The organism is Timaviella obliquedivisa GSE-PSE-MK23-08B, from assembly GCA_019358855.1.
GTDB classification, from domain to species: Bacteria; Cyanobacteriota; Cyanobacteriia; order Elainellales; family Elainellaceae; genus Timaviella; species Timaviella obliquedivisa.
In genome coordinates, this window is the sequence record JAHHII010000003.1 from 239,075 (window position 1) to 260,193 (window position 21,119).

The 21,119-nt window shown below is 48.4% G+C and carries 23 protein-coding genes and 2 pseudogenes; 13 read left to right on the forward strand and 12 right to left on the reverse strand.

Annotation, left to right across the window (positions count from 1 at the left end):
* The first annotated feature begins 40 nt into the window (after positions 1-40).
* From KME11_07035 to KME11_07045, 3 genes are all read left to right on the forward strand, one after another.
* Positions 41-703, forward strand: coding sequence for a response regulator transcription factor (locus KME11_07035; protein MBW4514963.1), 663 nt, complete (start codon positions 41-43; stop codon positions 701-703).
* A gap of 712 nt (positions 704-1,415) precedes the next feature.
* Positions 1,416-1,778, forward strand: coding sequence for a PadR family transcriptional regulator (locus KME11_07040; protein MBW4514964.1), 363 nt, complete (start codon positions 1,416-1,418; stop codon positions 1,776-1,778).
* A 128-nt stretch (positions 1,779-1,906) separates the two neighbouring features.
* The gene (locus tag KME11_07045) at positions 1,907-2,467 is read left to right on the forward strand and encodes a cofactor assembly of complex C subunit B (GenBank protein MBW4514965.1); all 561 of its coding nucleotides are present in this window, start codon (positions 1,907-1,909) and stop codon (positions 2,465-2,467) included.
* Here the strand turns inward: KME11_07045 and KME11_07050 are convergent.
* Complete coding sequence (locus tag KME11_07050; protein MBW4514966.1) at positions 2,450-3,292, reverse strand: prephenate/arogenate dehydrogenase; 843 nt, start codon at positions 3,290-3,292, stop codon at positions 2,450-2,452. The two genes, KME11_07045 and KME11_07050, sit on opposite strands and share 18 nt — an antisense overlap.
* Positions 3,289-4,326, reverse strand: a complete 1,038-nt coding sequence (gene queG, locus KME11_07055; GenBank protein MBW4514967.1) for a tRNA epoxyqueuosine(34) reductase QueG — start codon at positions 4,324-4,326, stop codon at positions 3,289-3,291. The genes KME11_07050 and queG overlap by 4 nt, the downstream gene beginning before the upstream one ends.
* 129 nt (positions 4,327-4,455) lie before the next feature.
* Here queG and KME11_07060 point away from each other — a divergent pair, with 129 nt between their 5' ends.
* The 3 genes from KME11_07060 (at position 4,456) to prfC (ending at position 7,166) form a co-directional block, all read left to right on the forward strand.
* Positions 4,456-4,932 carry a phosphate-starvation-inducible PsiE family protein gene (locus KME11_07060; protein ID MBW4514968.1) on the forward strand — a complete coding sequence of 159 codons (477 nt, stop codon included), beginning with the start codon at positions 4,456-4,458 and terminating at the stop codon, positions 4,930-4,932.
* 143 nt (positions 4,933-5,075) lie between these two features.
* The gene (locus KME11_07065; protein MBW4514969.1) at positions 5,076-5,387 is read left to right on the forward strand and encodes a hypothetical protein; all 312 of its coding nucleotides are present in this window, start codon (positions 5,076-5,078) and stop codon (positions 5,385-5,387) included.
* Between the two features lie 150 nt (positions 5,388-5,537).
* Entirely contained in the window at positions 5,538-7,166 is a 1,629-nt protein-coding gene (gene prfC / locus KME11_07070; GenBank protein MBW4514970.1) for a peptide chain release factor 3, read from the forward strand.
* A gap of 16 nt (positions 7,167-7,182) precedes the next feature.
* Here the strand turns inward: prfC and KME11_07075 are convergent, their stop codons facing one another.
* The 3 genes and pseudogenes from KME11_07075 to ntcA form a co-directional block, all read right to left on the reverse strand.
* Positions 7,183-7,401, reverse strand: a complete 219-nt coding sequence (locus tag KME11_07075; GenBank protein ID MBW4514971.1) for a hypothetical protein — start codon at positions 7,399-7,401, stop codon at positions 7,183-7,185.
* Positions 7,402-7,570: 169 nt separating this feature from the next.
* Positions 7,571-8,701: pseudogene (locus KME11_07080) on the reverse strand (hypothetical protein).
* A 111-nt stretch (positions 8,702-8,812) separates the two neighbouring features.
* The gene (ntcA, locus tag KME11_07085) at positions 8,813-9,484 is read right to left on the reverse strand and encodes a global nitrogen regulator NtcA (GenBank protein ID MBW4514972.1); all 672 of its coding nucleotides are present in this window, start codon (positions 9,482-9,484) and stop codon (positions 8,813-8,815) included.
* A gap of 431 nt (positions 9,485-9,915) precedes the next feature.
* Between ntcA and fabI the strand changes: the two genes are divergently transcribed.
* Positions 9,916-10,692 carry an enoyl-ACP reductase FabI gene (gene fabI, locus KME11_07090; protein ID MBW4514973.1) on the forward strand — a complete coding sequence of 259 codons (777 nt, stop codon included), beginning with the start codon at positions 9,916-9,918 and terminating at the stop codon, positions 10,690-10,692.
* 7 nt (positions 10,693-10,699) lie between these two features.
* On the forward strand, positions 10,700-11,002 hold the full coding sequence (gene ureA / locus KME11_07095; protein ID MBW4514974.1) for an urease subunit gamma: 303 nt from the start codon (positions 10,700-10,702) through the stop codon (positions 11,000-11,002).
* On the opposite strand, the gene xseB is transcribed toward ureA, so the two are convergent.
* The gene (gene xseB, locus KME11_07100; GenBank protein ID MBW4514975.1) at positions 10,992-11,207 is read right to left on the reverse strand and encodes an exodeoxyribonuclease VII small subunit; all 216 of its coding nucleotides are present in this window, start codon (positions 11,205-11,207) and stop codon (positions 10,992-10,994) included. The genes ureA and xseB overlap by 11 nt on opposite strands.
* Positions 11,208-11,260: 53 nt before the next feature.
* On the reverse strand, positions 11,261-12,508 hold the full coding sequence (locus tag KME11_07105; GenBank protein MBW4514976.1) for an exodeoxyribonuclease VII large subunit: 1,248 nt from the start codon (positions 12,506-12,508) through the stop codon (positions 11,261-11,263).
* 509 nt (positions 12,509-13,017) lie between these two features.
* On the opposite strand from KME11_07105, the gene recA reads away from it, so the two are divergent.
* The gene (gene recA / locus KME11_07110; GenBank protein MBW4514977.1) at positions 13,018-14,118 is read left to right on the forward strand and encodes a recombinase RecA; all 1,101 of its coding nucleotides are present in this window, start codon (positions 13,018-13,020) and stop codon (positions 14,116-14,118) included.
* A 43-nt stretch (positions 14,119-14,161) separates the two neighbouring features.
* Complete coding sequence (murJ, locus tag KME11_07115; GenBank protein ID MBW4514978.1) at positions 14,162-15,853, forward strand: murein biosynthesis integral membrane protein MurJ; 1,692 nt, start codon at positions 14,162-14,164, stop codon at positions 15,851-15,853.
* A 40-nt stretch (positions 15,854-15,893) separates the two neighbouring features.
* Here murJ and KME11_07120 read toward each other — a convergent pair whose 3' ends face one another.
* The 5 genes from KME11_07120 to psb28 form a co-directional block, all read right to left on the reverse strand.
* Positions 15,894-17,087, reverse strand: coding sequence for a trypsin-like peptidase domain-containing protein (locus KME11_07120; protein MBW4514979.1), 1,194 nt, complete (start codon positions 17,085-17,087; stop codon positions 15,894-15,896).
* Between the two features lie 150 nt (positions 17,088-17,237).
* Positions 17,238-17,708, reverse strand: a complete 471-nt coding sequence (locus KME11_07125; GenBank protein ID MBW4514980.1) for a tetratricopeptide repeat protein — start codon at positions 17,706-17,708, stop codon at positions 17,238-17,240.
* Positions 17,709-17,761: 53 nt separating this feature from the next.
* The gene (locus KME11_07130) at positions 17,762-18,364 is read right to left on the reverse strand and encodes an S-layer homology domain-containing protein (GenBank protein MBW4514981.1); all 603 of its coding nucleotides are present in this window, start codon (positions 18,362-18,364) and stop codon (positions 17,762-17,764) included.
* Between the two features lie 225 nt (positions 18,365-18,589).
* Positions 18,590-19,099, reverse strand: a complete 510-nt coding sequence (locus tag KME11_07135; protein MBW4514982.1) for a MogA/MoaB family molybdenum cofactor biosynthesis protein — start codon at positions 19,097-19,099, stop codon at positions 18,590-18,592.
* 90 nt (positions 19,100-19,189) lie between these two features.
* The gene (gene psb28 / locus KME11_07140) at positions 19,190-19,519 is read right to left on the reverse strand and encodes a photosystem II reaction center protein Psb28 (protein ID MBW4514983.1); all 330 of its coding nucleotides are present in this window, start codon (positions 19,517-19,519) and stop codon (positions 19,190-19,192) included.
* 165 nt (positions 19,520-19,684) lie between these two features.
* Here psb28 and KME11_07145 point away from each other — a divergent pair, with 165 nt between their 5' ends.
* The 3 genes and pseudogenes from KME11_07145 (at position 19,685) to KME11_07155 (ending at position 20,921) form a co-directional block, all read left to right on the forward strand.
* Positions 19,685-20,116, forward strand: coding sequence for a hypothetical protein (locus tag KME11_07145; GenBank protein ID MBW4514984.1), 432 nt, complete (start codon positions 19,685-19,687; stop codon positions 20,114-20,116).
* Between the two features lie 94 nt (positions 20,117-20,210).
* Entirely contained in the window at positions 20,211-20,570 is a 360-nt protein-coding gene (locus KME11_07150; protein MBW4514985.1) for a YtxH domain-containing protein, read from the forward strand.
* A gap of 6 nt (positions 20,571-20,576) precedes the next feature.
* Positions 20,577-20,921, forward strand: a pseudogene (locus tag KME11_07155) (DUF948 domain-containing protein).
* Positions 20,922-21,119: the final 198 nt, after the last annotated feature.

A 21,119-nucleotide genomic window follows, 5' to 3' on the forward strand; every position in this document is an offset into this window, starting at 1 on the left:
AGTGCCCAAGTTCTATCGAAAAATTCAATGGAAAGCATTCATGAATATCCCCTCTGAAACATCCTCCATTCGGGTCTTAATTGTTGAAGATGATCCAATGATGCAGTTGGGCTTAGAACAGTCTCTCTCTAATGCTGAAGGTCTAACTGTTGTGGGACAAGCAGAGGACGGTTATCGAGCAATAGAAGCGGCTACGAGACTTCTGCCAGACGTGATTGTGATGGATATTGGCTTGCCCCGGATGGATGGCATCGCCGCAACCCAGAAAATTAAGGCAACATTGCCCACTGTACGAGTAGTCATGCTAACGTCTCATACTGCTAATAATGAGGTAATTGCTGCTCTAGCCAGTGGGGCAGATGCTTACTGCGTCAAGGGAACAAGCGTGGATGGACTGATACGGGCGATCGCATCTGCCCATGAAGGAGCCAGCTACCTCGATCCGATCGTTGCTCGTCAAGTGATGGAGCAACTCAAGCCCCCCCATAGCAGTGCTGAATCTACGGCTGTAGGACAGCTTTCACCCCGAGAAGTAGAAGTGCTGAAGCTGATGGTCGAAGGGCGCAGTAACCCCGAAATTGCAACAGTTTTGTACCTTAGCCCCAATACAGTTAAGACTCATGTCCGAGGCATCATGAACAAGCTTGCGGTAGACGATCGGGTACAGGCGGCAGTTGTGGCTCTTCGCGCTGGATTAGTTTGAACAGGTTAAGCCACTGACTTTTTTGTGAATGCCTGCCTTAAAATAAATTGACTTGAAACGACACAAAATAAAATACTAACTTTTTTCGAACTTGATAAATCTCTGTCAACGGTTTATTTATAAGGGATGCGATCGCTTTTCGCTTCACTCATAAAACCTGGACTTGGTTAAAAATTAATGAGAAATCGCCCGCACTCATCCCACAAATCCCACTATCAGGACTAAGATAGCATGACGGCTTGTAAAGACAGGCAGCAATGCCTGCCAGGGAATCACTACAATGAGACAATTATTAAGTAGCAACCATTGGGAGTAACCCATTACTACTAAACCTACCTCATTTTTTTAGCTCGGTCTCGCTCTCTGTGTTTCTTCTTGGCTAGCTTTAATCTAATTTCTCTTTACACAAGTAGAGCAAGTGATTCTGTCGAATCACTTTTAGATTGAAGGAAAATCAAGGTTGTTGCCGGGCTTCTTCGCTCTTTCGCTTTTTGACGCTGCCCTGAGCTTGAGTTAACTAAGCTCTAAACGCACGCTCATAATGTCCCCATAGCGTGAAGTTTCCCTTCGGCTGGCATTGGTTTTTAGATTGGGTCAGTTTCAGTTATTGCAAAAAGATGTGCAAATTGATTCAGAATCACTGAATCATGGGTTAAATCTTTGCTCAAAAAACTGCCAGCGTTGAATTGTCCACTGGGTTAGGTAAGCAATTATGACTACATTCGACGATATTCACCAATTCTTCCGTAATCCACCCCCGTTCTATCTCAACAAAGAACTAGCAGTCTGCTATGTGCTGGCTGTGCTACTTCGTCGAGATTCTTATGGAACCGAACTGATTAGCCTTTTAGAGCACGAGTACCCGACCTATCGCTTGTCGGATACGGTGCTCTATAGTGCTCTTAAGTTTTTGGAAGATGCCAACACCATTACGGGTTACTGGAAAAAAGTTGAGGGTCGGGGTCGTCCTCGACGGATGTACCAAATTAGTCCTGACTGGCAACAGCAGGCGAATGAACTCTCTCGTCTTTGGCAAAGTTATGCTGGTAAATCTGTTCAAGCAGCATCGCATTAGTACCGGGTGAAAATGATGCGGCTGGGTTAGGCAATGCTTAATCCAGTCGTTTTGTCTGTCTAAAGCTTTGGGATGGCAGTTCCGGGTAAGCTGAAGTGATCGGGTTTTGCCTTGTCCTCTACGCCAATATCTCTATGCCTGTTCTTTCATCCACGGTTCTGCTCACTGCTTTGATGGTGATTGGGCTATTTTTCTTCATTCGTGCTTCTACCAAAGATCGCATTGAGGTCATTAGGTTAGTGACGCAATTGCCTGAGGAGCCTTTACGAGAAAAAATTCAGCAGTACTTTACCCAGCGATCGTATCGAATTGCGTCGGTAGATGCGGCTCAGAGTTTGGTAACGTTTGAGGGTCTTGTGCGTCCTAGTGCTTTTTTGGCAGTATTTCTGACGTTGATAGCTGCCAGCGGAAGTTTCTGTGCGGCGCTGGTATTGGCTTATCTGTTCCCGCAGGGGGCAAGGTTTTTCCCGGCACTGGTGGTTGTGGCTCCAGTAGCAGGTATTTTTTACTGGAATAAGTCGGGGCGGCAGGAGCAAGTTGCTTTAAAGGTGGAGTCTTTGACGGTAGAGGGAATGCCCGAGCAACGTCTGTTGACGGTAACTGCTCACCGGGATGAGTTAGCAGAGTTACGAAGCGCGCTGGGCTTTGAGATATTTGAGCCGTTGGAGTCTTTATCGGGAAAGGAATGAGGGACGATCGCCCTGGGTTTTCTCTAACTTTCTCTCTAATTCTGTCCAGTTTCCTTGCTTTATTTGTTCAATCAATTGGTCGATCTCATGGCGGTAGGCATAGAGCGATCGCACCATTTCTGCCTGGTTATATCGTGCCATCATGACTCCTAGCTCTGGGTTACCGCCGCCGACTCGGCTAGTATCTTTAAAGCCAGAACTCGCAAATTTTTGAGCTAAATCTAAAACAGTTGGGTCAACCTCAGCCATGCAGGCAGAAATCAAACTGGCGCTGATCATGACGGGCAGATGGGAGATCCAGGCGACGGCGCGATCGTGATCAGTTGGGTGACACTGGTAGACTTTAGACTGAAGCGACCGGGCAATCTCAGCCACGACTTCTACTGCGGCAGGTGGAGTCTTAGAGGTGGGCGTAAGGACGTAGGCGCGATCGATGAAGAGACCTGAGAGGGCTGCATCTAGACCACTTTCGGCGGTGCCTGCCATGGGGTGTCCTCCCACAAAGTTTTGCCAGAGGGGCGCGATCGCTTCAACCACAGAAGCTTTAACTGAACCTACATCGGTCAGGATAGTCGCGGAGTTTAGGTGAGGGATCAGTTGTTTGACGGTAGATTGCAGGGCTGCAATCGGCGTACAAAGAAAAACGACTTCAGCAGGAGCAAGGAGGCTCAGTTCTGGGCTGGCTTGGTGAGCGATATTACGGGCGATCGCTGCTTGGCAAGTTTGAGGGCTACGGCTGACACCCAAAATCGTGTGACCCAGTTGGCGCAGGTCGATCGCCAGGGAGCCGCCAATCAGTCCTAAGCCGACAATTCCAATTTTCATTTTGTATTTCTCAAATTTGCTTGAGCATTGCGTCTGAGCATCCGAGGCTTGATGCGGCGCAAAGCCGAGGCAGGAAATCGTTGGTTCCAATCTTCATCAGTAATCTGGGCGATCGCTTCTAACGTTGGGGCAATGTTTTGGGGATAGGGCTGAAATTCGGCAACGTTGGTTTCTTGGGCAAAGCGTTGGTTCCAGGGACAAACATCTTGGCAAATGTCGCAACCTGCAACCCAACCCTGGAGATGAGGAGCGATCGTCGGAGGAATTTCTTCGGCTCGGTTTTCAATGGTGTGGTAAGCAATGCAGCGATTTGCATCTACTACAAAAGCGGGGCTAATAGCTTGGGTAGGGCAAGCTTCAAGGCAGCGGGTGCAGGTGCCACAGTGGGCAGTATGAGGGCGATCGGGGGTGAGTTTAGCGTTGGTTAAGACTTCGCCCAAAAAGACCCAGGAGCCGTATTTGCGGGTGATAACGTTGCTGTTTTTGGCGATCCAGCCCAGTCCAGCACGTTCTGCCCAAACTTTGTCTTGAATGGCTCCAGTATCGGCATAGTAACGGGCCTGAATAGAGTCGTTTGGAGTTACGGTTTGGGTTTCGCTCTGAGCTTCTAGCCAAAGGGCTAAGGCTTTTAGCTTTTTGTGCAAAATCCGGTGGTAGTCGCGTCCCCAGCCATAGCGGGAAATTTTGGCGTATTCTTTGCCAGAGGGGCGATCGTGGGGAGTATAGTAATTGAGCGCCACACAGATTACAGACTGTACCGAAGGCATTAACAGTCTAATATCTTGCCTCTGAGGATGCTCCATCCAGCCCATATCCGCATGATATCCTGCTGCTAACCAGGTCGATAGGTGAGTGTTGGCTTCCGAACAAGAGGCACGATCGGCTTCGTCGTTACCGCAAGGGTCGCCCTTCTTCTGATAGTCTACAGGGTTTAACTGCTCGTCTGCGATCGAGTCATCAACACTTGCAATTCCTACTAAATGAAACCCTAAATCTAGGGCTTTTTGCTTGACTAAAAGATGCAAATTAAGCATAAAGCACCACCAACCATACTCAAAACTGATAGTTCTCTGGGGTTAAATCCTATCGATTTTGATCCCCAGTAGGAAGTATTTTAGTAATGGCGTTATCGCCAGCCACATTATCCTGACTCCCTTCTAATTATGAGGTTCTTTCAAAACTTTTTTACGTCTGTTAGAGCCGCTGGCAGCGATGAGAGCTTTTTGGCTGCCCTGAGGGAAGTAGAAAAATGGGTTTCTAAAATACTCTCGATCGCCATGGTTGGCGTTTTGCTAACTACCGTCGTTGAATTGTTCTTATTTCTAATCAAAGAAATTATTTTTAATGATAGCTTTACCGAACCTGACAAGCTCTTCAGCGTGACTATTATTGAAATATTTGGCTTATTTTTAAACGTTTTAATTGCGTTAGAAGTTCTCGAAAATATCACCGCTTATCTTAAAAACCATACGGTTCAGCTTGAGTTAGTGGTAGTGACTTCTTTAACAGCAGTGGCTCGAAAAATTATTATCTTTGACTTTGCTAAAGACAATGGCTTTCAGCTAATTGCTTTAGCAACTGCTATTTTTGCGCTTTCTATCAGCTACTGGATTGTTCGGCGCGCGACTCGTCATTCGTAGAGAGTAACAGGATCATGGGGCAGGCTAGACTTTACCACGAATGATAGTTTTGTTAGCATCAATCGTAGTCATAGAAAAACTTTATCCCTTAATTCTTCGGAAGCTTGCTAAGTTTTAAACTGCCTTAAGTGGAGGTTAGAAACATGGTCATGATTGCAAAGTTTCCTAAGGTTTTGGTAGTAGCTAGCGTAGTATTTTTGACAGGTATGGGGCTTCTGACAGGCTGCGGTCAGCCTTCAGGTCAAGAAGAGTCAGGTAGTCCTCAAACCGTTCAAGAGAACAAAGCGGATCGGGATGATGATCCAAATACGCCTCAACAAAATGGGGAGAACGATGATAACGATGAGCAGAACTCTGAGCAGCAAGGACAGGACAACGACGATGACGACGGGGATGAGGACGATCGAGATTCTGAGCAGTCGGGGTGGGGTAACAACAATAAGGATGGAGATTAGGGGGTAAGTTGTTGCCTTTGTCCATTGGGTCTTATAAACATCTACCAGGCGATCAGCATTTGTACCATAAAATCATTTTTGCTGAATAAAGTCAGATCTGCTGGGAACGCATTTCGTATAATGAAGAGCATTCCCTGAGTAGGCGTAGATATGTCCACCGCAGAATCCCCAAACTTAGCTGAGGCGATCGCCCATCGTCGCAACTTTGCCATCATTTCCCACCCCGATGCTGGGAAAACAACGTTGACTGAAAAGCTGTTGTTGTACGGGGGTGCCATTCACGAGGCAGGCGCAGTCAAGGCGCGGCGAGCACAGCGACACGTCACGTCTGACTGGATGGCGATGGAACAGCAACGGGGTATTTCGATCACCTCGACGGTGCTGCAATTTGAGTACAGCAACTACTGGATCAATCTGCTGGATACGCCGGGACACCAAGATTTTAGTGAAGATACCTACCGTACTCTTGCTGCTGCTGATAATGCGGTCATGCTGGAAGATGCGGCGAAGGGCTTAGAGCCGCAAACTCGCAAGCTGTTTGAGGTTTGCCGAATGCGGGGAATTCCTATTTTTACATTCTTCAACAAGCTCGATCGCCCTGGGCGTGATCCGTTTGAGCTAATGGACGAAATTGAGAGCGAATTGGATTTGAAGACCTACGCTGTCAACTGGCCGATTGGCATGGGCGATCGCTTCAAAGGCGTGTTCGATCGTACAACCCGTAAAATTCATTTGTTCGAGCGTAGTGCCCACGGTAGCCGCGAAGCTACCGAGACGGTGATTGATTTGGGCGATCCCCGCATTGAAGATTTGCTGGAACAGGATCTGTATTACAAGCTCAAAGAAGATCTAGAGATGTTGGACGGGGCTTGCTCTGAATTTGATTTGGACTTGATTCATCAAGGCAAAATGACTCCCGTGTTTTTTGGTAGCGCCATGACTAATTTTGGAGTAGAGCTTTTCCTCAACTCGTTTTTAGACTACGCTCTGAAGCCCGGTTCTCGTCGTAGTACTTTGGGCGACATTACTCCTGAATATCCGGAGTTTTCAGGATTTGTGTTTAAGCTGCAAGCGAACATGGATCCCAAACACCGCGATCGCATTGCTTTCATTCGCGTCTGTTCTGGCAAGTTTGAACGAGATATGGTGGTCAGTCATGCTCGCACGGGTAAATCGGTGCGCCTTTCCCATCCTCAAAAGCTATTTGGGCAAGATCGGGAATCGGTGATCGAAGCGTATCCTGGCGATGTAATTGGTTTGAATAACCCTGGCGTTTTTGCCATTGGCGACACCATCTTTAACGGGCAGAAAATGGAGTACGAGGGCATTCCTTGTTTTTCGCCAGAGTTATTTGCTTACCTTAAAAATCCTAACCCTTCCAAGTTCAAACAATTCCGCAAGGGCGTGAACGAATTGCGGGAAGAAGGCGCAGTTCAAATTATGTACTCTGCCGATGAAGCTAAGCGCGATCCGATTCTGGCAGCAGTCGGGCAACTGCAATTTGAAGTGGTGCAGTTTCGTCTACAAAACGAGTATGGTGTTGAAACCATGCTGGAAGCCTTGCCCTATAGCGTTGCCCGTTGGGTCGTGGGTGGCTGGGAAGCGCTGAAAAAGGCAGGTCGTTTGTTCAATACTGTGACGGTAAAAGATAGCTGGGGGCGACCTGTATTGCTGTTCCGGAATGAGTGGAACTGTCAGCAGGTGGAGGGCGATCATCCAGAGTTACAGTTGAATGCGATCGCGCCTGTGGTGTCTGGGCAAGAGCCTGAGTCGCTATAGCAGTTCCTATCACCGACTATACATCTGGATGGGACAGGGCATGTTGAATCAGTCTCATCAACAGGCGCAATCCTTCATTAAATGACCCAGAATCTGGAAAAATTGTCGCCACATCAGGATCTAACTGGATAGTTAGGGCAGATTTTTTGCGTCCTTGACCACATGCTACAACAGAGAGTTGAGTAAAGTCGTATTCAGGGCGTAAATCATCATCCATTTCAAAGGTCTGACTCATGAGCTTTACGTTCCTTTCGGGTAACTGAACGGGCACTGATTAGGCTCATGGGATTTGCACAGTCAGTATAAGCGCATAACGGCAGGCGCGTCACCGGACGGCATTGCACTTTGCATCATAACTAATTGCATAAACCTCTGTTCCGAGTACACACACTTGTTAGGCGCTTTTAGTACAGCGTATTTTGAACCATGTTGCCCCACATGGCAGTTCGCTGCAACTCTTCGTCTTGAAAAATTACTGTACCAAATGTGTCATCCACAATTCGCCTACCGTTTTCGTATACATGAACATGTATTCCTTTTTCTTGCGGACGTTCTGCTGTCCACAAGACTGCTGGAGTAGATGCCCATATTTCAAATTTTAGTCCAGCATAATCATCTAGGCATAAAGTTCTATCAGGAACAGTATAGGTATTGCTATTACTAAACTGATCATGTAATGGCTTGAGTGGAGTGGAAACGATGGGTTCGGTGCTCCAAATGCTGTCGGTTCCACAGTTCCCACAAAAATGCTTTTTGTGGGGGCTAGTCGCAAAGTCACCTAAATCAAGATGTGGGTAGCCACACTTTTTACACGTAATACAAGACATTGTTCGGTCTTCCTCAATCGACCGGACAAACTCAAATGCAGCGGGAGGTGTTACCTAAATTCTTGTGATCTCTGGATTTTTAAATAAGCTAAGTTTCTCATTGTAAGAACAAACAATAGCGTCAAAATCTCTATCTACAGTCTTATTTACCCTGCTGCTAAATCGCTTGTGTACATGAATTTTGGGAGCCCTTTTTTCGATACACTCTGAGGATAAAGCTGGAGGAAGAGAGCACCAAATGCCAATTTCTTCAAAGTCCTTAAACTCTATTTCCAATGGGTTAATTACATAGCTCATCTTGGTGAGATGATTGCTGCATCTCACTTCCCCTGATTCAGATGCGGCTGCGTAATCAGCTTTTACCCCCCAGTGTATTTGATGGGTTTTGCAGTACCACCGTTTTGCTCCATTCCGAAACTTGCCAGCAGGAATTATCTGACAAGGAAGAATAGCATCATCACCAGAGGCTCCTTCAAACATACCGAAGGCTTCCTCTGAGCTAACTGCAATATTTCCGATCGTTCTGCCTGGAGCCCAACAAACGGCATCGGCTGCATTATAGTCATCGTGCGAGAAGTCAATGGCTTCTTCGTCACCCAAATTGCGAATGTATTCCTTTTTCGCCACTCCGGTGCCTTTGTTTGACCACTCACATTCCCAGACTTCAACTTTCTGAGTATCCTTATTAATTCTCCTGGAGTAAAACATATTTCTCAGAAAATTGATGTTCTATCTGTAAGTTCCCAAACAACTTGCTTCACCCGCTGCTAGTGATCTTTTAGACTCAAGCCACCACCGGAACCAAAGCCACATAACAACCTAGTTAAATTGCTGGCTTAACGTCACTGGATTATGAACTGTGATCTTTTTCTTGTGAATAGAAATCATTTCATCGGTGCGCAAGTCGCCTAGCAAACGAGTCACAGTAACACGGGTAGAACCGATCGCCTCTGCGATCGCCTGGTGCGAAAGCTTTAAATCGATGGTGATCCCTTCTCCTGTAGGAGTTCCAAAATCTCGGCACAAGATCAGCAAAAAGCTTACCAACCGCGAACCCATATCTCGGTGTGCCAATGTCTCAATCATCATCTCTGTTTGCAGAATCCGAGACGACAAACCTCGCAGCATAATCAGGCAAAGTTCGGGGTTGTCTCTGAGTGCTTTTTCAACCTGCTCAATCGGCACTGACAGCAATTCTACGGGGGTGAATGCGACTGCATGGTAGAAGCGATCGGCTCGTTGCCCCGTAATGAGGGATAGCACGCCAAACACGCTGTTCTCTCGCAGCAGAGCAACCGTGATCTCTTCACCCGCTTCGTAAACCCGCGATAGCTTCACTGCGCCCTTGACTAAAAAGTAGACTCGCTCTGCCGGATCACCCGGAAAGAAAATCGTTTTGCCGCGATCGAAGGTTTCTAGGATAGGCGGGCAAGCACTCCCCCCGAGTTGACGGAATACATTCGCTAATGGTCTATCTTGTAACGCTACCATGCAGTTTTTCCCTAACAGCGAGCTTAGAACACCAATTAGAAGGATTCAGAAATAGCCATTAAGCATTTTCTAAATTGTTCACTTGTGAACATAATCACACTAAATTGTTCGCGTGTGAACATAATTGTTCCGAGATTTAATTTCTGTGAGCAACCTCTGACTTTAAAACACTAAACTTAACTTTCGGAGTATTTTACGTATTAAAAATTACATATTTCTTTCTTCATCCGCTTTAGCAGAGAAAATCAGTAAGAATTTGTCAAAAAGAGAGAAGGGTTCAGTATTCTGCCATGAAATTTAGAGACACAAAGTTTTCCTATCCTTAATCCTGCCTCTATCTCATCTTGCCTCTATGCATCTGCACCATTTTTCAGTATTCTCCATAGGTGCGCCAAATTGATAGGTGCGCCAAATTGCTGGGAGCAACGGACATGCTGAATTTGACTGGGAAGAATGCTTTGGTCACGGGGATTGCCAATAACCGCTCGATCGCCTGGGGAATTGCGCAACAGCTTCATGCGGCAGGGGCAAATATTGGGGTGACCTATTTACCCGACGAGAAGGGACGGTTTGAAGGGAAAGTCGGAGAACTGGTAGAGCCGTTGAATCCCTCGTTATTTGTGCCGTGCAATGTTCAAAACGAGGCTCAGGTACAAGCAACTTTCGACACGGTGAAAGAGAAGTGGGGCAAGCTCGATATCCTCATTCACTGTCTGGCGTTTGCTAGTAAAGATGCGCTCGTGGGAGATTTCAGCAATGTCTCGCGGGAGGCTTTTACTCAAGCACTCGATATCAGCGCCTACTCCTTGGTAAGCCTCAGCCATGCCGCTAAGCCCTTGATGACGGCAGGGGGAAGCATCGTAACTATGACCTATGTGGGCGGTGTGAAGGTCATTCCTAACTACAACACTATGGGAATTGCCAAGGCGGCGCTAGAGATGAATGTGCGTTACCTGGCGGCTGAAATGGGGGGTCACAATATTCGAGTTAATGGCATTTCGGCAGGACCGATTCGCACCCTGGCATCTTCGGCGGTGGGTGGAATTTTAGATATGATTCACCATGTGGAGAAGGTGGCTCCGCTGCGGCGGACGGTGACGCAGAAGGAAGTGGGCAATACGGCAGCATTTTTATGTAGCGATTTAGCCAGCGGCATTACGGGACAAATTGTATACGTAGATGCTGGTTACGAAATTATGGGAATGTAGGTTAACCATGCAGCTTACTCCTCAAGAAAAAGACAAATTGCTGATTTTTACTGCCGCGCTAGTTGCCGAACGGCGGAAAGCTCGGGGCGTTAAGCTGAACTATCCGGAGGCGATCGCCTACATCTCTGCGGCTATTCTTGAAGGCGCCAGGGATGGGCGCACGGTTGCCGAACTCATGAGCTTTGGCACAACGCTGCTAACCCGGACAGAAGTCATGGAAGGCATCCCTGAAATGATTCATGAAGTCCAGGTCGAAGCTACTTTCCCTGATGGCACGAAGCTAGTAACCGTGCATGATCCTATTCGGTAGGCTCATCTAACAGCGTCTCAATGAGTAGGTCTACCTGCTGCTGCTGGCGATTCAGAAATCCCTCGCACTGGCGCAACTGCTCAACGGCTGTAGAGAACTGGTCAAACACCTCAGATAAAGGAAGTTCTCCGCTTTCAATCTGCTCGATAGTCGCCTCAATTTCTGCGACAGTTGCTTCGTAACGCCAATTTGCCGGAAGGCGCATAGTAATGTCGACTTCTACGGGTTCAGAAGTTTCGGTAATTTTAGAACGCTTGCTCATGAGTTTTGCTCTGGGGTGGTGATTTCTTGTACAGTGACTCGCATTTGTCCTTGGGCTAACTGGACTGTGAGTGCTTGCCCTGGCATTAGTTGTGCAGTGGATCGGACAACAGTGCCGTCTGTGTGACGAATTAAGGCGTAGCCTCGGCTTAAAACAGCGGCTGGATCAAGCGCACTGAGCTTTTGGCGGAGTAATTCGCAGTGCTGGGTGGCTTCCTGAACGGGTTGGAGGGCACTTTGAGTCAAACGTTGGCGCATCCAAGCGATCGCTTGCCCTTGCTGTCTGATTTGGCGATCGAGGTGAAGGCGGCGAATTTTGCCCTTTATCCGTTGAACCTGCGCACTGGATTGATCGATCGCTTGCTGCGTAGTTTGGTGCAGTAGGGCAATGCGATCGCGGTGATCGGCAATGACATCTCTGAGATTAGGTACGGCTTGCTCTGCTGCTGCCGTGGGCGTATGAGCACAAACATCAGCAACCAAATCTGCCAGCGATTCATCCCGCTGATGCCCAATGCCAGAGACGATCGGGATCGGGCAATCAGCGATTGCTCTCACTACTCGTTCATCGTTAAAGCAAGCCAGGTCTTCCACTGCCCCACCGCCCCGCGACAAAATCAGCACCTCGGCTCGTCCGTCTCGCTCGACTCGTTGAATCGCCTGGACGATCGCGGCAGGTGCCTGGTCACCCTGAACCAGGGCTGGTGATAACAACACCTGCATTCCCGGATGACGGCGCTTGAGGGTGCGCTTGATGTCTCCCCAAGCCGCTGCCTGGGGGGATGTGACTACGGCGATCGCTTGAGGGTAGGGCGGCAGAGGTTGTTTGCGATCGTCATCAAACAATCCTTCTAGTTCTAGCCGCTTACGCAACTGGCGGTAACGGAGCGATCGTAGCCCCTCGCCTGCGGGCAACACCTGCCACACCACTAACTGGTAGCTACCCCGCTGAGGATAGACACTAATTCGACCTAGAAGGATAATTTGCTCTCCCTGAACGGGCAGCGTCGCCAACTTACCCATCTGACTTTTCCAAACGACGCAGCTAAGGGTTGCCTTAGCCTCAGGGTCTTGCAGCGTAAAGAACAACCCGCTCTGATAATGATTGGTGCTCGAAACCTCCCCTGTTACCCAAACCTGAACAAGCTGATTATCCTGCTCTAACAAGTCTTGAATATAGGAAGTCAGCCCTGCCACCGAAAGAGCAGTGTCAGGAATAATCAGACTAGGAAAATTATCGTTCATAACCCAAGGATTTTCTTTAGTCGGCATTGCTAAAAAAAGCCATGAAAATCCGGTTCCCCTGCCCTCTTAGGGAAGGGGGTAGGGGTTAGGTTCAGTCGCCAACGCAACTAGGGAGACCTTTCCCCCAACCCCTCTCCTAAAGGAAAGGGGCTTTGAGCAGCTTCATAGCTTCATTGAGCAACACCAGATTTTTTTAGTTTAGCGCCAAGTCTAATTCAATTTAGTACATTTGTATGGTTAAATCAAAAACGAGCTAGAATATAGGTTGGTGCAACGTCCTCATTTTAAAGGAATCTTGCTGCCCTGAAGCAGTTTGCTGAACGGTCAATTCCCCTTTAAAGAGCAGAGCTTATTCCAAAGTAAATTCTAAGAGTAGACTTAGAAATCGCTCAAGAATTCAACGAGGTTACTACTAACGTCTTTCGGCATTTTGCCGATAAGACGCTACAACTTATATTAATTTGTCTGCCCGGTTCTAAATTTTTGCAAAATCTTGCCCTGAGGTACGAATGGCTAAAGCTACTAAAAATAATGAAGGTTCAGAGCGCGAAAAAGCCTTAGACCTGGTGTTAACACAAATCGATCGCACCTTTGGTAAAGGTACAATTATGCGCCTGGGCGATGCAGGTCGCATGAAGATCGAAACGACTCCTAGTGGGGCGCTCACCCTTGATTTAGCGTTGGGCGGCGGTATTCCCAAAGGACGAATTGTCGAGATTTATGGGCCAGAAAGCTCTGGTAAAACAACGTTAGCGCTACACATTATTGCTGAAATCCAGAAAGCAGGTGGCGTTGCAGCTTTTGTCGACGCTGAGCACGCTCTTGATCCCGTTTACTCGGCGGCGATCGGGGTAGATATCGCTAATCTTCTTGTTTCCCAGCCCGATACAGGCGAACAGGGGCTAGAAATTGTTGATCAGCTGGTTCGTTCTACCGCTGTCGATATTGTGGTGGTAGACTCTGTGGCGGCTCTGGTACCAAGGGCAGAAATTGAAGGAGAAATGGGCGATGTGCACGTCGGTTTACAAGCCCGTTTAATGAGCCAAGCCCTGCGGAAAATCACGGGAAATATTGGCAAAACTGGCTGTACTGTCGTGTTTCTCAATCAGTTGCGCCAAAAAATTGGGATCTCCTACGGCAACCCAGAAACCACAACAGGCGGCAATGCCCTCAAATTCTATGCGTCCCTCCGGCTCGATATTCGTCGGATTCAAACCCTCAAGAAGGGAACTGAAGAATACGGGACTCGCGCCAAAGTCAAGGTGGCGAAAAATAAGGTGGCTCCTCCCTTCCGCATTGCCGAGTTTGACATCATTTTTGGTAAGGGCATTTCTACCTTAGGCTGTCTGATGGACTTGGCTGAGGAAATGAATATCCTCGTGCGGCGCGGTGCCTGGTATAGCTACAACGGCGAAAACATTAGCCAGGGCCGCGATAACGCCATTAAGTACATGGAAGAGAAACCCGAATTTGCGAAAGAGGTAGAGAAGTTGGTGCGAGAAAAACTGGAGATGGGGGCTGTGGTTTCTGCAAACTCTGTGACTCCAACCAGTTCAGGCAGCGCCGATGAGGATGAAGACGAGATTGAAGAGGTCGATTTAGAAGAATAGGTCGTCGGGTGGCGATGCTACCCTTGGGACAACTTACGGTTAAATGGGTAGGTGTGAATTGCCCGGACGCGATGTCCGGGAACCCATTTCTTGTGAGCTTCCTGTGTCTGAATCGAAAAGACCGTCCGAATTAAAGAAATCATCGCGATCGCTGGCTGGCATTGCAGGTATTGTGGCGATCGCCACTCTGGTTAGTAAAGTCTTTGGGCTGGGTCGTCAAATACTAGTGGCGGCTGTGTTTGGGGTAGGGTCGGCATACGGCGCTTATCAGTTCGCTACGATCATTCCTAGCTTTTTCTTGATCTTGCTGGGTGGAATTAACGGCCCGTTCCATAGCGCTATGGTCAGTGTTCTCGCCAAGAAGGATAAGCGCGAGGCGGTGCCAGTAATCGAGACGATTTCTACATTAGTGGGACTGGTCATGCTGGTGTTAACGGCGATCGTAGTAGTATCCGCGCCGCAGCTTTTGACCTTAGTAGCACCAGGCTTGGCTGAGAAAGAACCGCTGGTGCGAGAAATCGCGATTCATCAACTGCGAATTATGGCTCCGACGGCGTGGTTCGCGGGCATGATTGGTATTGGCTTTGGGGCTTTGAATGCAGCGGATGTATATTGGTTGCCCTCTATCAGTCCATTGCTGTCGAGCGTGACGATTGTAGTAGCAGTGGGAGGGCTAGCATTTTGGCTAGGGAGTCAAGTCAGTGATCCCCAGTACGCTTTGCTGGGCGGTAGCGTTTTGGCTGGGGCATTTGTGGTGGGGACGGTGTTGCAGTGGGTGGCACAAGCGATCGCCCAAAAGCAAGCAGGCTTGGGCGGCTTCCGGCTTCGCCTTGACCTTAAAAACCCTGTAGTTAAAGATGTTTTAACAGTCATGGGTCCTGCGTTATTTGCCTCAGGAATGCTGCAAATCAACGTTTACACCGACATGTATTTCACGTCTTATTTAGAGAAACCTTCCGCTGCGGTATCGGCTCTAGATTACGCCAATCTGCTCGTGCAGACTCCTCTAGGGATTCTTTCTAACGTGATTTTGGTGCCATTGCTGCCCGTTTTCTCTCAACTTTCTGATCCGCAAAACTGGGGGGCACTGAAGCAACGAATTCGTCAAGGGATATTGATTACGGCGATCGTTATGCTGCCCCTGAGCGGTCTCATGATTTCTCTCTCGACTTCTATTGTCCGGGTAGTCTACCAACGCGGCGCATTTCAAACAGAAGCCTCACAACTGGTTGCAACCGTGCTGATTGCCTATGCGATAGGAATGTTTGTTTATCTGAGCCGGGATGTTTTAGTGCGGGTTTTCTATGCGCTGGGTGATAGCGATACGCCGTTCAAGATCAGCCTGGTTAACATTTTCTTGAACGCGCTGTTTGATTATTTGCTGCTGCCCTTTGGCGTACAGGGTTTGGTTTTGGCAACCGTGAGCGTCAATGTTCTTTCAGTAATTGCGTTAACTTATTTTCTGAATCGACGGCTTGGGGGTTTGGCTTGGCGATCGTGGGCTGCGTCTATCTGTGGATTAACCTTAATCAGTATCCTTTCGGGCGTAACCAGTTGGGGCATATTAACGATGCTGCAAAATGGGTGGAGCGCCCAAAACTTTTTGATTCAAGTCTTACAGCTTGCGATCGCAGGAGCCGCAGGCTTGTTAACGTTTAGTCTCATGGTGAGCCAGTTTAGGCTACCTGAGGTGGAACTGTTTACACAACAGATTCGGCAGCGACTAGGACGATAGAAAAAGATAACAAAGGCGGGCATCTAACCCGCCTTCTTCGTTAATTTTGTCGATTTGCCTGTAATTCAGCAGTTCGCACTGATACTTGCTGCGTATTACTACCTCGTTGCACAGTTACTCGCAACGGCTGTCCTAGCTTGCTCTTATCTACTAGGTTTTGCAACTGATCTGCGGTAGCCAGGGGTTGTCCATCAATTTGCGTGACGACATCCCCCCGTCGCAATCCTGCCAAAGCTGCCGGAGAATTTGGAACAATGCCTGCAACCAGAACACCATTGATTTCGGGAAGTTGGATGACTGCATTAGGGTCACTGTTATTTTGCTTGGCTAGTTCGGGGGTGAGGGTGGCAATTTGAACGCCTAAGTAAGGATGACTGACTTTTTCGCCTCGCGCTAACAGCGACGTGATTTCTTTCGCTTTGTTGATGGGAATGGCGAACCCAATCCCCATGGCATTGGCTCGGATGGCGGTGTTGATGCCTATCACTTCGCCTTGTTCGTTGAGCAAGGGACCACCAGAGTTGCCAGGATTAATGGCTGCGTCAGTTTGAATGAAATCTAAGCGCTTTTCGGGGATGCCTGCGGTCACGCTAGGACGATTGAGAGTACTGACAATGCCCAGAGTGACTGTGTTGTCGAGTCCGAAGGGGTTACCAACGGCGATCGCCCAATCGCCCACTTCTACCTGATCCGAGTCTCCTAGGTCTGAGGTTGGCAATCCGCCGCCCTGCACCTGAATTTTGACCACTGCCAGATCGGTCACTTCGTCAGCACCTTTAACTTCGCCCTTAAATTTTCGTCCATCTTTCAGCGTCACGGTCACTTGATCAGCCCCATTGACAACATGGGCATTGGTCAAAATAGTGCCCGTCGCATCGACAATAAAGCCCGATCCTTGCCCTTGTAAATGTTCTTCATAGGGGGCATCGGGAACCATGCCATCATTAAAGAAGCGGCGAAAGAACGGATCGTTGAAAACCGGATCGGGGTTGCGAGTGATGGTGCGCTCGGTGTCAATGCGGACAACGGCTGCCCCTACTCGCCTAACAGCAGCAGCAACAAAGCTGCCGCCTTTAGGAGTAGGGGCAGAAGCTGGCACCTGAGGATAGGCTGTGGGTTGCAACGCGATCGCAGGGGCGATCGTCGAAACAGGTTCAGCCCAGCTAGGTAAAGCCTGTAAGGGATTAAGCGCTAATAGCGCACCTAGAAAAATTGCCAATATGCGAGTGATCATTTGCAAACCAACCCAAGAAAACGGATAGAACGGTGAAGCAGAGTGAACAGGCACTCTTTCGTCCAATTTTAGAAGAAGGTTTCTAATTTTTGCCAAGGGGCGATCGGTGGGGTTACCCGCATTTATAAGCATCGTTTTAGCTCGATCGCTCTAGCTTAGACGAGTTGTGCATTCTAGCAATAGCCTTTGATTGATCAAGGCATGGGGTTGAATTTCGAGGGCACGTCGAAACGCATGAATGGCTTCGGTATACTCGCCCAGAGCCGCGTGGCATAGTCCAATACCGTGGAGTGCACCAAAATGAACCGGATTTAGCGCTGCGGCTTGCTGACAGTCTTTAAGAGATTTACGATAGCGTTCGGTCAAATAGTACAGCACTGCCCGACGGTTCCAGGCTTCGGCAAAGTCGGGCTGATCCTGAATCAGATCGGTTAAGACCGTTTCGGCTTTAACGAATTCTCCTGCATCTAGATGAACTTGACTTTGTTCAATAATTTCTAGCCCATAAGCGCCTTTTTGGTGAAACCAAATTCGCCAGAGTTCTACGGTCGCTTTTTCTCGGATGCCTTCGTCTGGATTCTTAAGATCTTCTAGAAGGGCATTGATGGGAGCGTTGTTCATGAGGAAGGAAAATATCTAGAGATGGGGTTAATTCATCCAATGTACAACTTCCGCTATTTTTTGTTGTCTCCTTTATAGATGCTCAGAACGCGAACCATGGCGCTCCGAGTCATAGGAGTGTGAGGCGCGATTTTACCCGAATCGAGGGGAAGAATGCCAGATTGAAGAGACATGGCGATCGCGCTTCTATCTGCCTTAGGAATCTGAACAGCATCTGGATAGCGACTGAGAATAGCCTTCACAGTGGATTCGGGTAAAGGCTTTTCTCCTTGGGCTTTTGCCAAAATGGCTAGCGCTTCAGTTCTAGGAACAGGTTGGCTAGGATGAAACTTGCCTTGGCGATCGCAGGTCATGATGCCGCGACTTAAGACAGTTTGAATTTCTGAATGTGCCCAGTAAGATTCTGGAACATCTTGAACCTTAGCCTGACTAATTTGAGAAAAAGGGCGAAGCCGAAATTCTTTGACCAAAAGTTGAGCCAACTCAGCCCGGCTTAAGGGCGGATCAGCAGGCACTTTGTCTGAGGCAAGTAAAGTTTTGGACGCTGGGCTAATTAGTTTAGATAAAGACCCTTCAGGCTGGGGTTGCACCTGTGCGACTGCCGACACACCCACTAGTAATACCGTGAGGGAAATTGCACCAATTAATCGTTCCATAGTCTTCACTCCACAACACCACTTACATTCCTCTGCTACCCATTGCAATCAACAGTCCGTTTGCTTAGTTATCCGGAAATGGAACTGAACCTAGTTCAACTTTGTTATGCAATGACTAATCGAGAATTGGGTGAAGGCTGTGACAGTATTTAGGCTGGAACCTAGCGTACAAAACAAGCTACTACAAAGATTCTGCGGCGATCGTCCTCAATGCTGAAAACATCCTTAAAAATTAGGATTAATCTGCTTGACTAAATGCTCTAGTTCAGGCAAGATTAGGCGCTCAACTGCAAGACGTACGGCAGGAGTTGAGCCAGGAATTGAGAAAATCAGCTTAGACTGGCAAACGCCTGCGACAGCCCGTGATGCGATCGCCCGTGAGCCAATTTCTGCATAGCTGAGCCAGCGAAAGAGTTCACCGAATCCAGGGAGCGTTTTATCAAGAGAACGGGCGATCGCATCATAAGTTGTATCTCTAGGCGCAATACCCGTACCGCCATTAAAGATCAATGCTTCCACATCAGAGCGCTGGCAGAGGGCTTGAATTAGGGCTTGAATCTGCGTTGGCTCGTCTCGAACCAAGGCGTAATCCACTACCTCATGCCCGGCATTTTGCAACAACAATTGAATCATCTGACCGCTGCTATCTGTCTCGGCAGAGCGAGTATCGCTAACCGTAATGACCGCACAGTTGACCCTCAGCGGTTGAACATCAGGATGGGGAATAGGAGCCATAGCAAGTCCTGTTAAATTCACCATTGCCCTAAACTTTCGCCCCTTAAGAGCAAAAGTTTAGGGGGTTATGCGAGTAGATATCGACCAGGTTTAACCTTTCTCCAGACCGTTTTCCGCTGCATAGCGATCCATAAACCGGATAAACCGCTCCCATTCAGCCGTGCTTCTCATGACATAGAGCGCTTCCAAAGCTTCGGGTTGACCGTTGACATACTTGGCATTGACTTCTCTGGTGGTGATTTCTCCTTCCTCATCAATCATGTACATGCCAGTAATTGAAACCGCACTGTCATCTTCAAAAGCTTTGGGTTTCTCAAAATAAAATGTGGCAGTGCCGTTGGTACCGTCCTTCGAGCGGGTGAGCCGCACATCGGGGATTATTTCTTCTGCAATACCTCTAGAAAATTGAATTTCAGCCATGACTGCTCCTTTAAACTGCGCTTAATCCATCTTCCCATTTTTCCACCTCGCATAGTCTTGAACTATGATCAGTTTTAATTCGGTAGTGCTAAATTGCATTTCTCCGAGCATTTTCAGGTTCGTGCTTTCATTCAGCAATGCCTCAATCCTTGCAGCGGAGTAGTCATGGTTGCAGTTGTTATCGGTATTAATCTGCTAATTGCTACGGGATGTTGGTACGTGGCTTGGCGGGTCTGGAAATTGCGATCGGCACTCTCGAAAGCAGCAGACGCACTCGTTGCAGCCGAACGGGCTACGCATCGTGTGTTGAGCGGTGCACCTCAAGGCATTGGCAAGGGAGAAACTGGCGTTTATCAGTTGCGGCAGCAGTATCGGCTCTTGGAGGTGAAGTTGCTGCGAGTTCAACAAATTTTGAAGTTACTAGGTTTGGGGCAATTGGTGTGGCAGTGGTATGGCAAGAAGCTGCCCCTGTCGAGTCAGTCACTGTCGAATCAGTCACTGTCGAATCAGTCACTGTCAAAGCAGTCACCGTCGAAGCAAGCCGCACGTGGCGCTTCAAAGACTGGCTTAGCGAAGTCTCAAAAACCGTCTTTTTGAGAAAAAAATAGATCTAAATCGGTCGTCCGTGCCAAGATTCAATACTCTATAGGTATGGGCTGAGATATATGTGCTGTTTGGCGGGGAATAGATAATGTCAGATAACCGTTCTGGATCATCAGGATCGTTTGTTGGAGGTTTGTTTGTTGGCGCTATTGTAGGAGCCGTAGCAGGTTTATTGGTGGCTCCAAAAACTGGACGGGAAACTCGGCAGTTGATTAGAAAATCGGCGGATGCGTTGCCCGAACTAGTTGAAGATTTGTCGAGTAGTGTGCAATTGCAAGCCGATCGCCTCTCTGAAACAGCAGTTCGTAACTGGGATGGAACGCTAGGACGGTTGAAAGAAGCGATCGCGGCTGGCGTTGAAGCAAGCCAACGAGAAGTACAAGATATTTCTGAGTCGCGCTTAAAGGTCGAAGGGCGATCGCCAATTCGTGATTCTGGCGTGAGGTAGTCTGCTGTGATTGATCCTGTGTTTTGGTTAGGGGTCTCTATCCTTTTTGTGGCAGTGAGCATTGCTGCGGTATTGGTGGCGGCAATGCCTGCATTCCGAGAGCTCGCCCGCGCGGCTCGGAGCGCCGAAAAGTTGTTCGACACGCTTAACCGTGAATTTCCGCCCACCCTCAAGTCGATCCGAGATACAGGCGCTGAAATTAGCAGCCTCACCGATGACATGAGTGAGGGAGTTCAAGGCGCAGGGCGGGTGGTGCAGCAAGTTGATCAAAGCATTAGCGGCGTGAAGCAGAAGACAGAAGTTACGACTCGTAGCATCGTGAGTGGAGTCAAGGCAGCTTGGAAAGCGTTCAGCCGCCCTGACCCTGCTGGCGCAAAGACTATTGATCCCGATAGCGACGATGACCGATCGGAAGATATTAAAGATCCGCCCCGTTTGATTGCTAACACCAGACCTACTGTAAAGATTGAAACTGTAGAGATTGGAGAAGACGTAGCTGAGAAACTCGTGAATTCTTCTCAGGAAGCCGAAATAGCGCTATCTAATTAT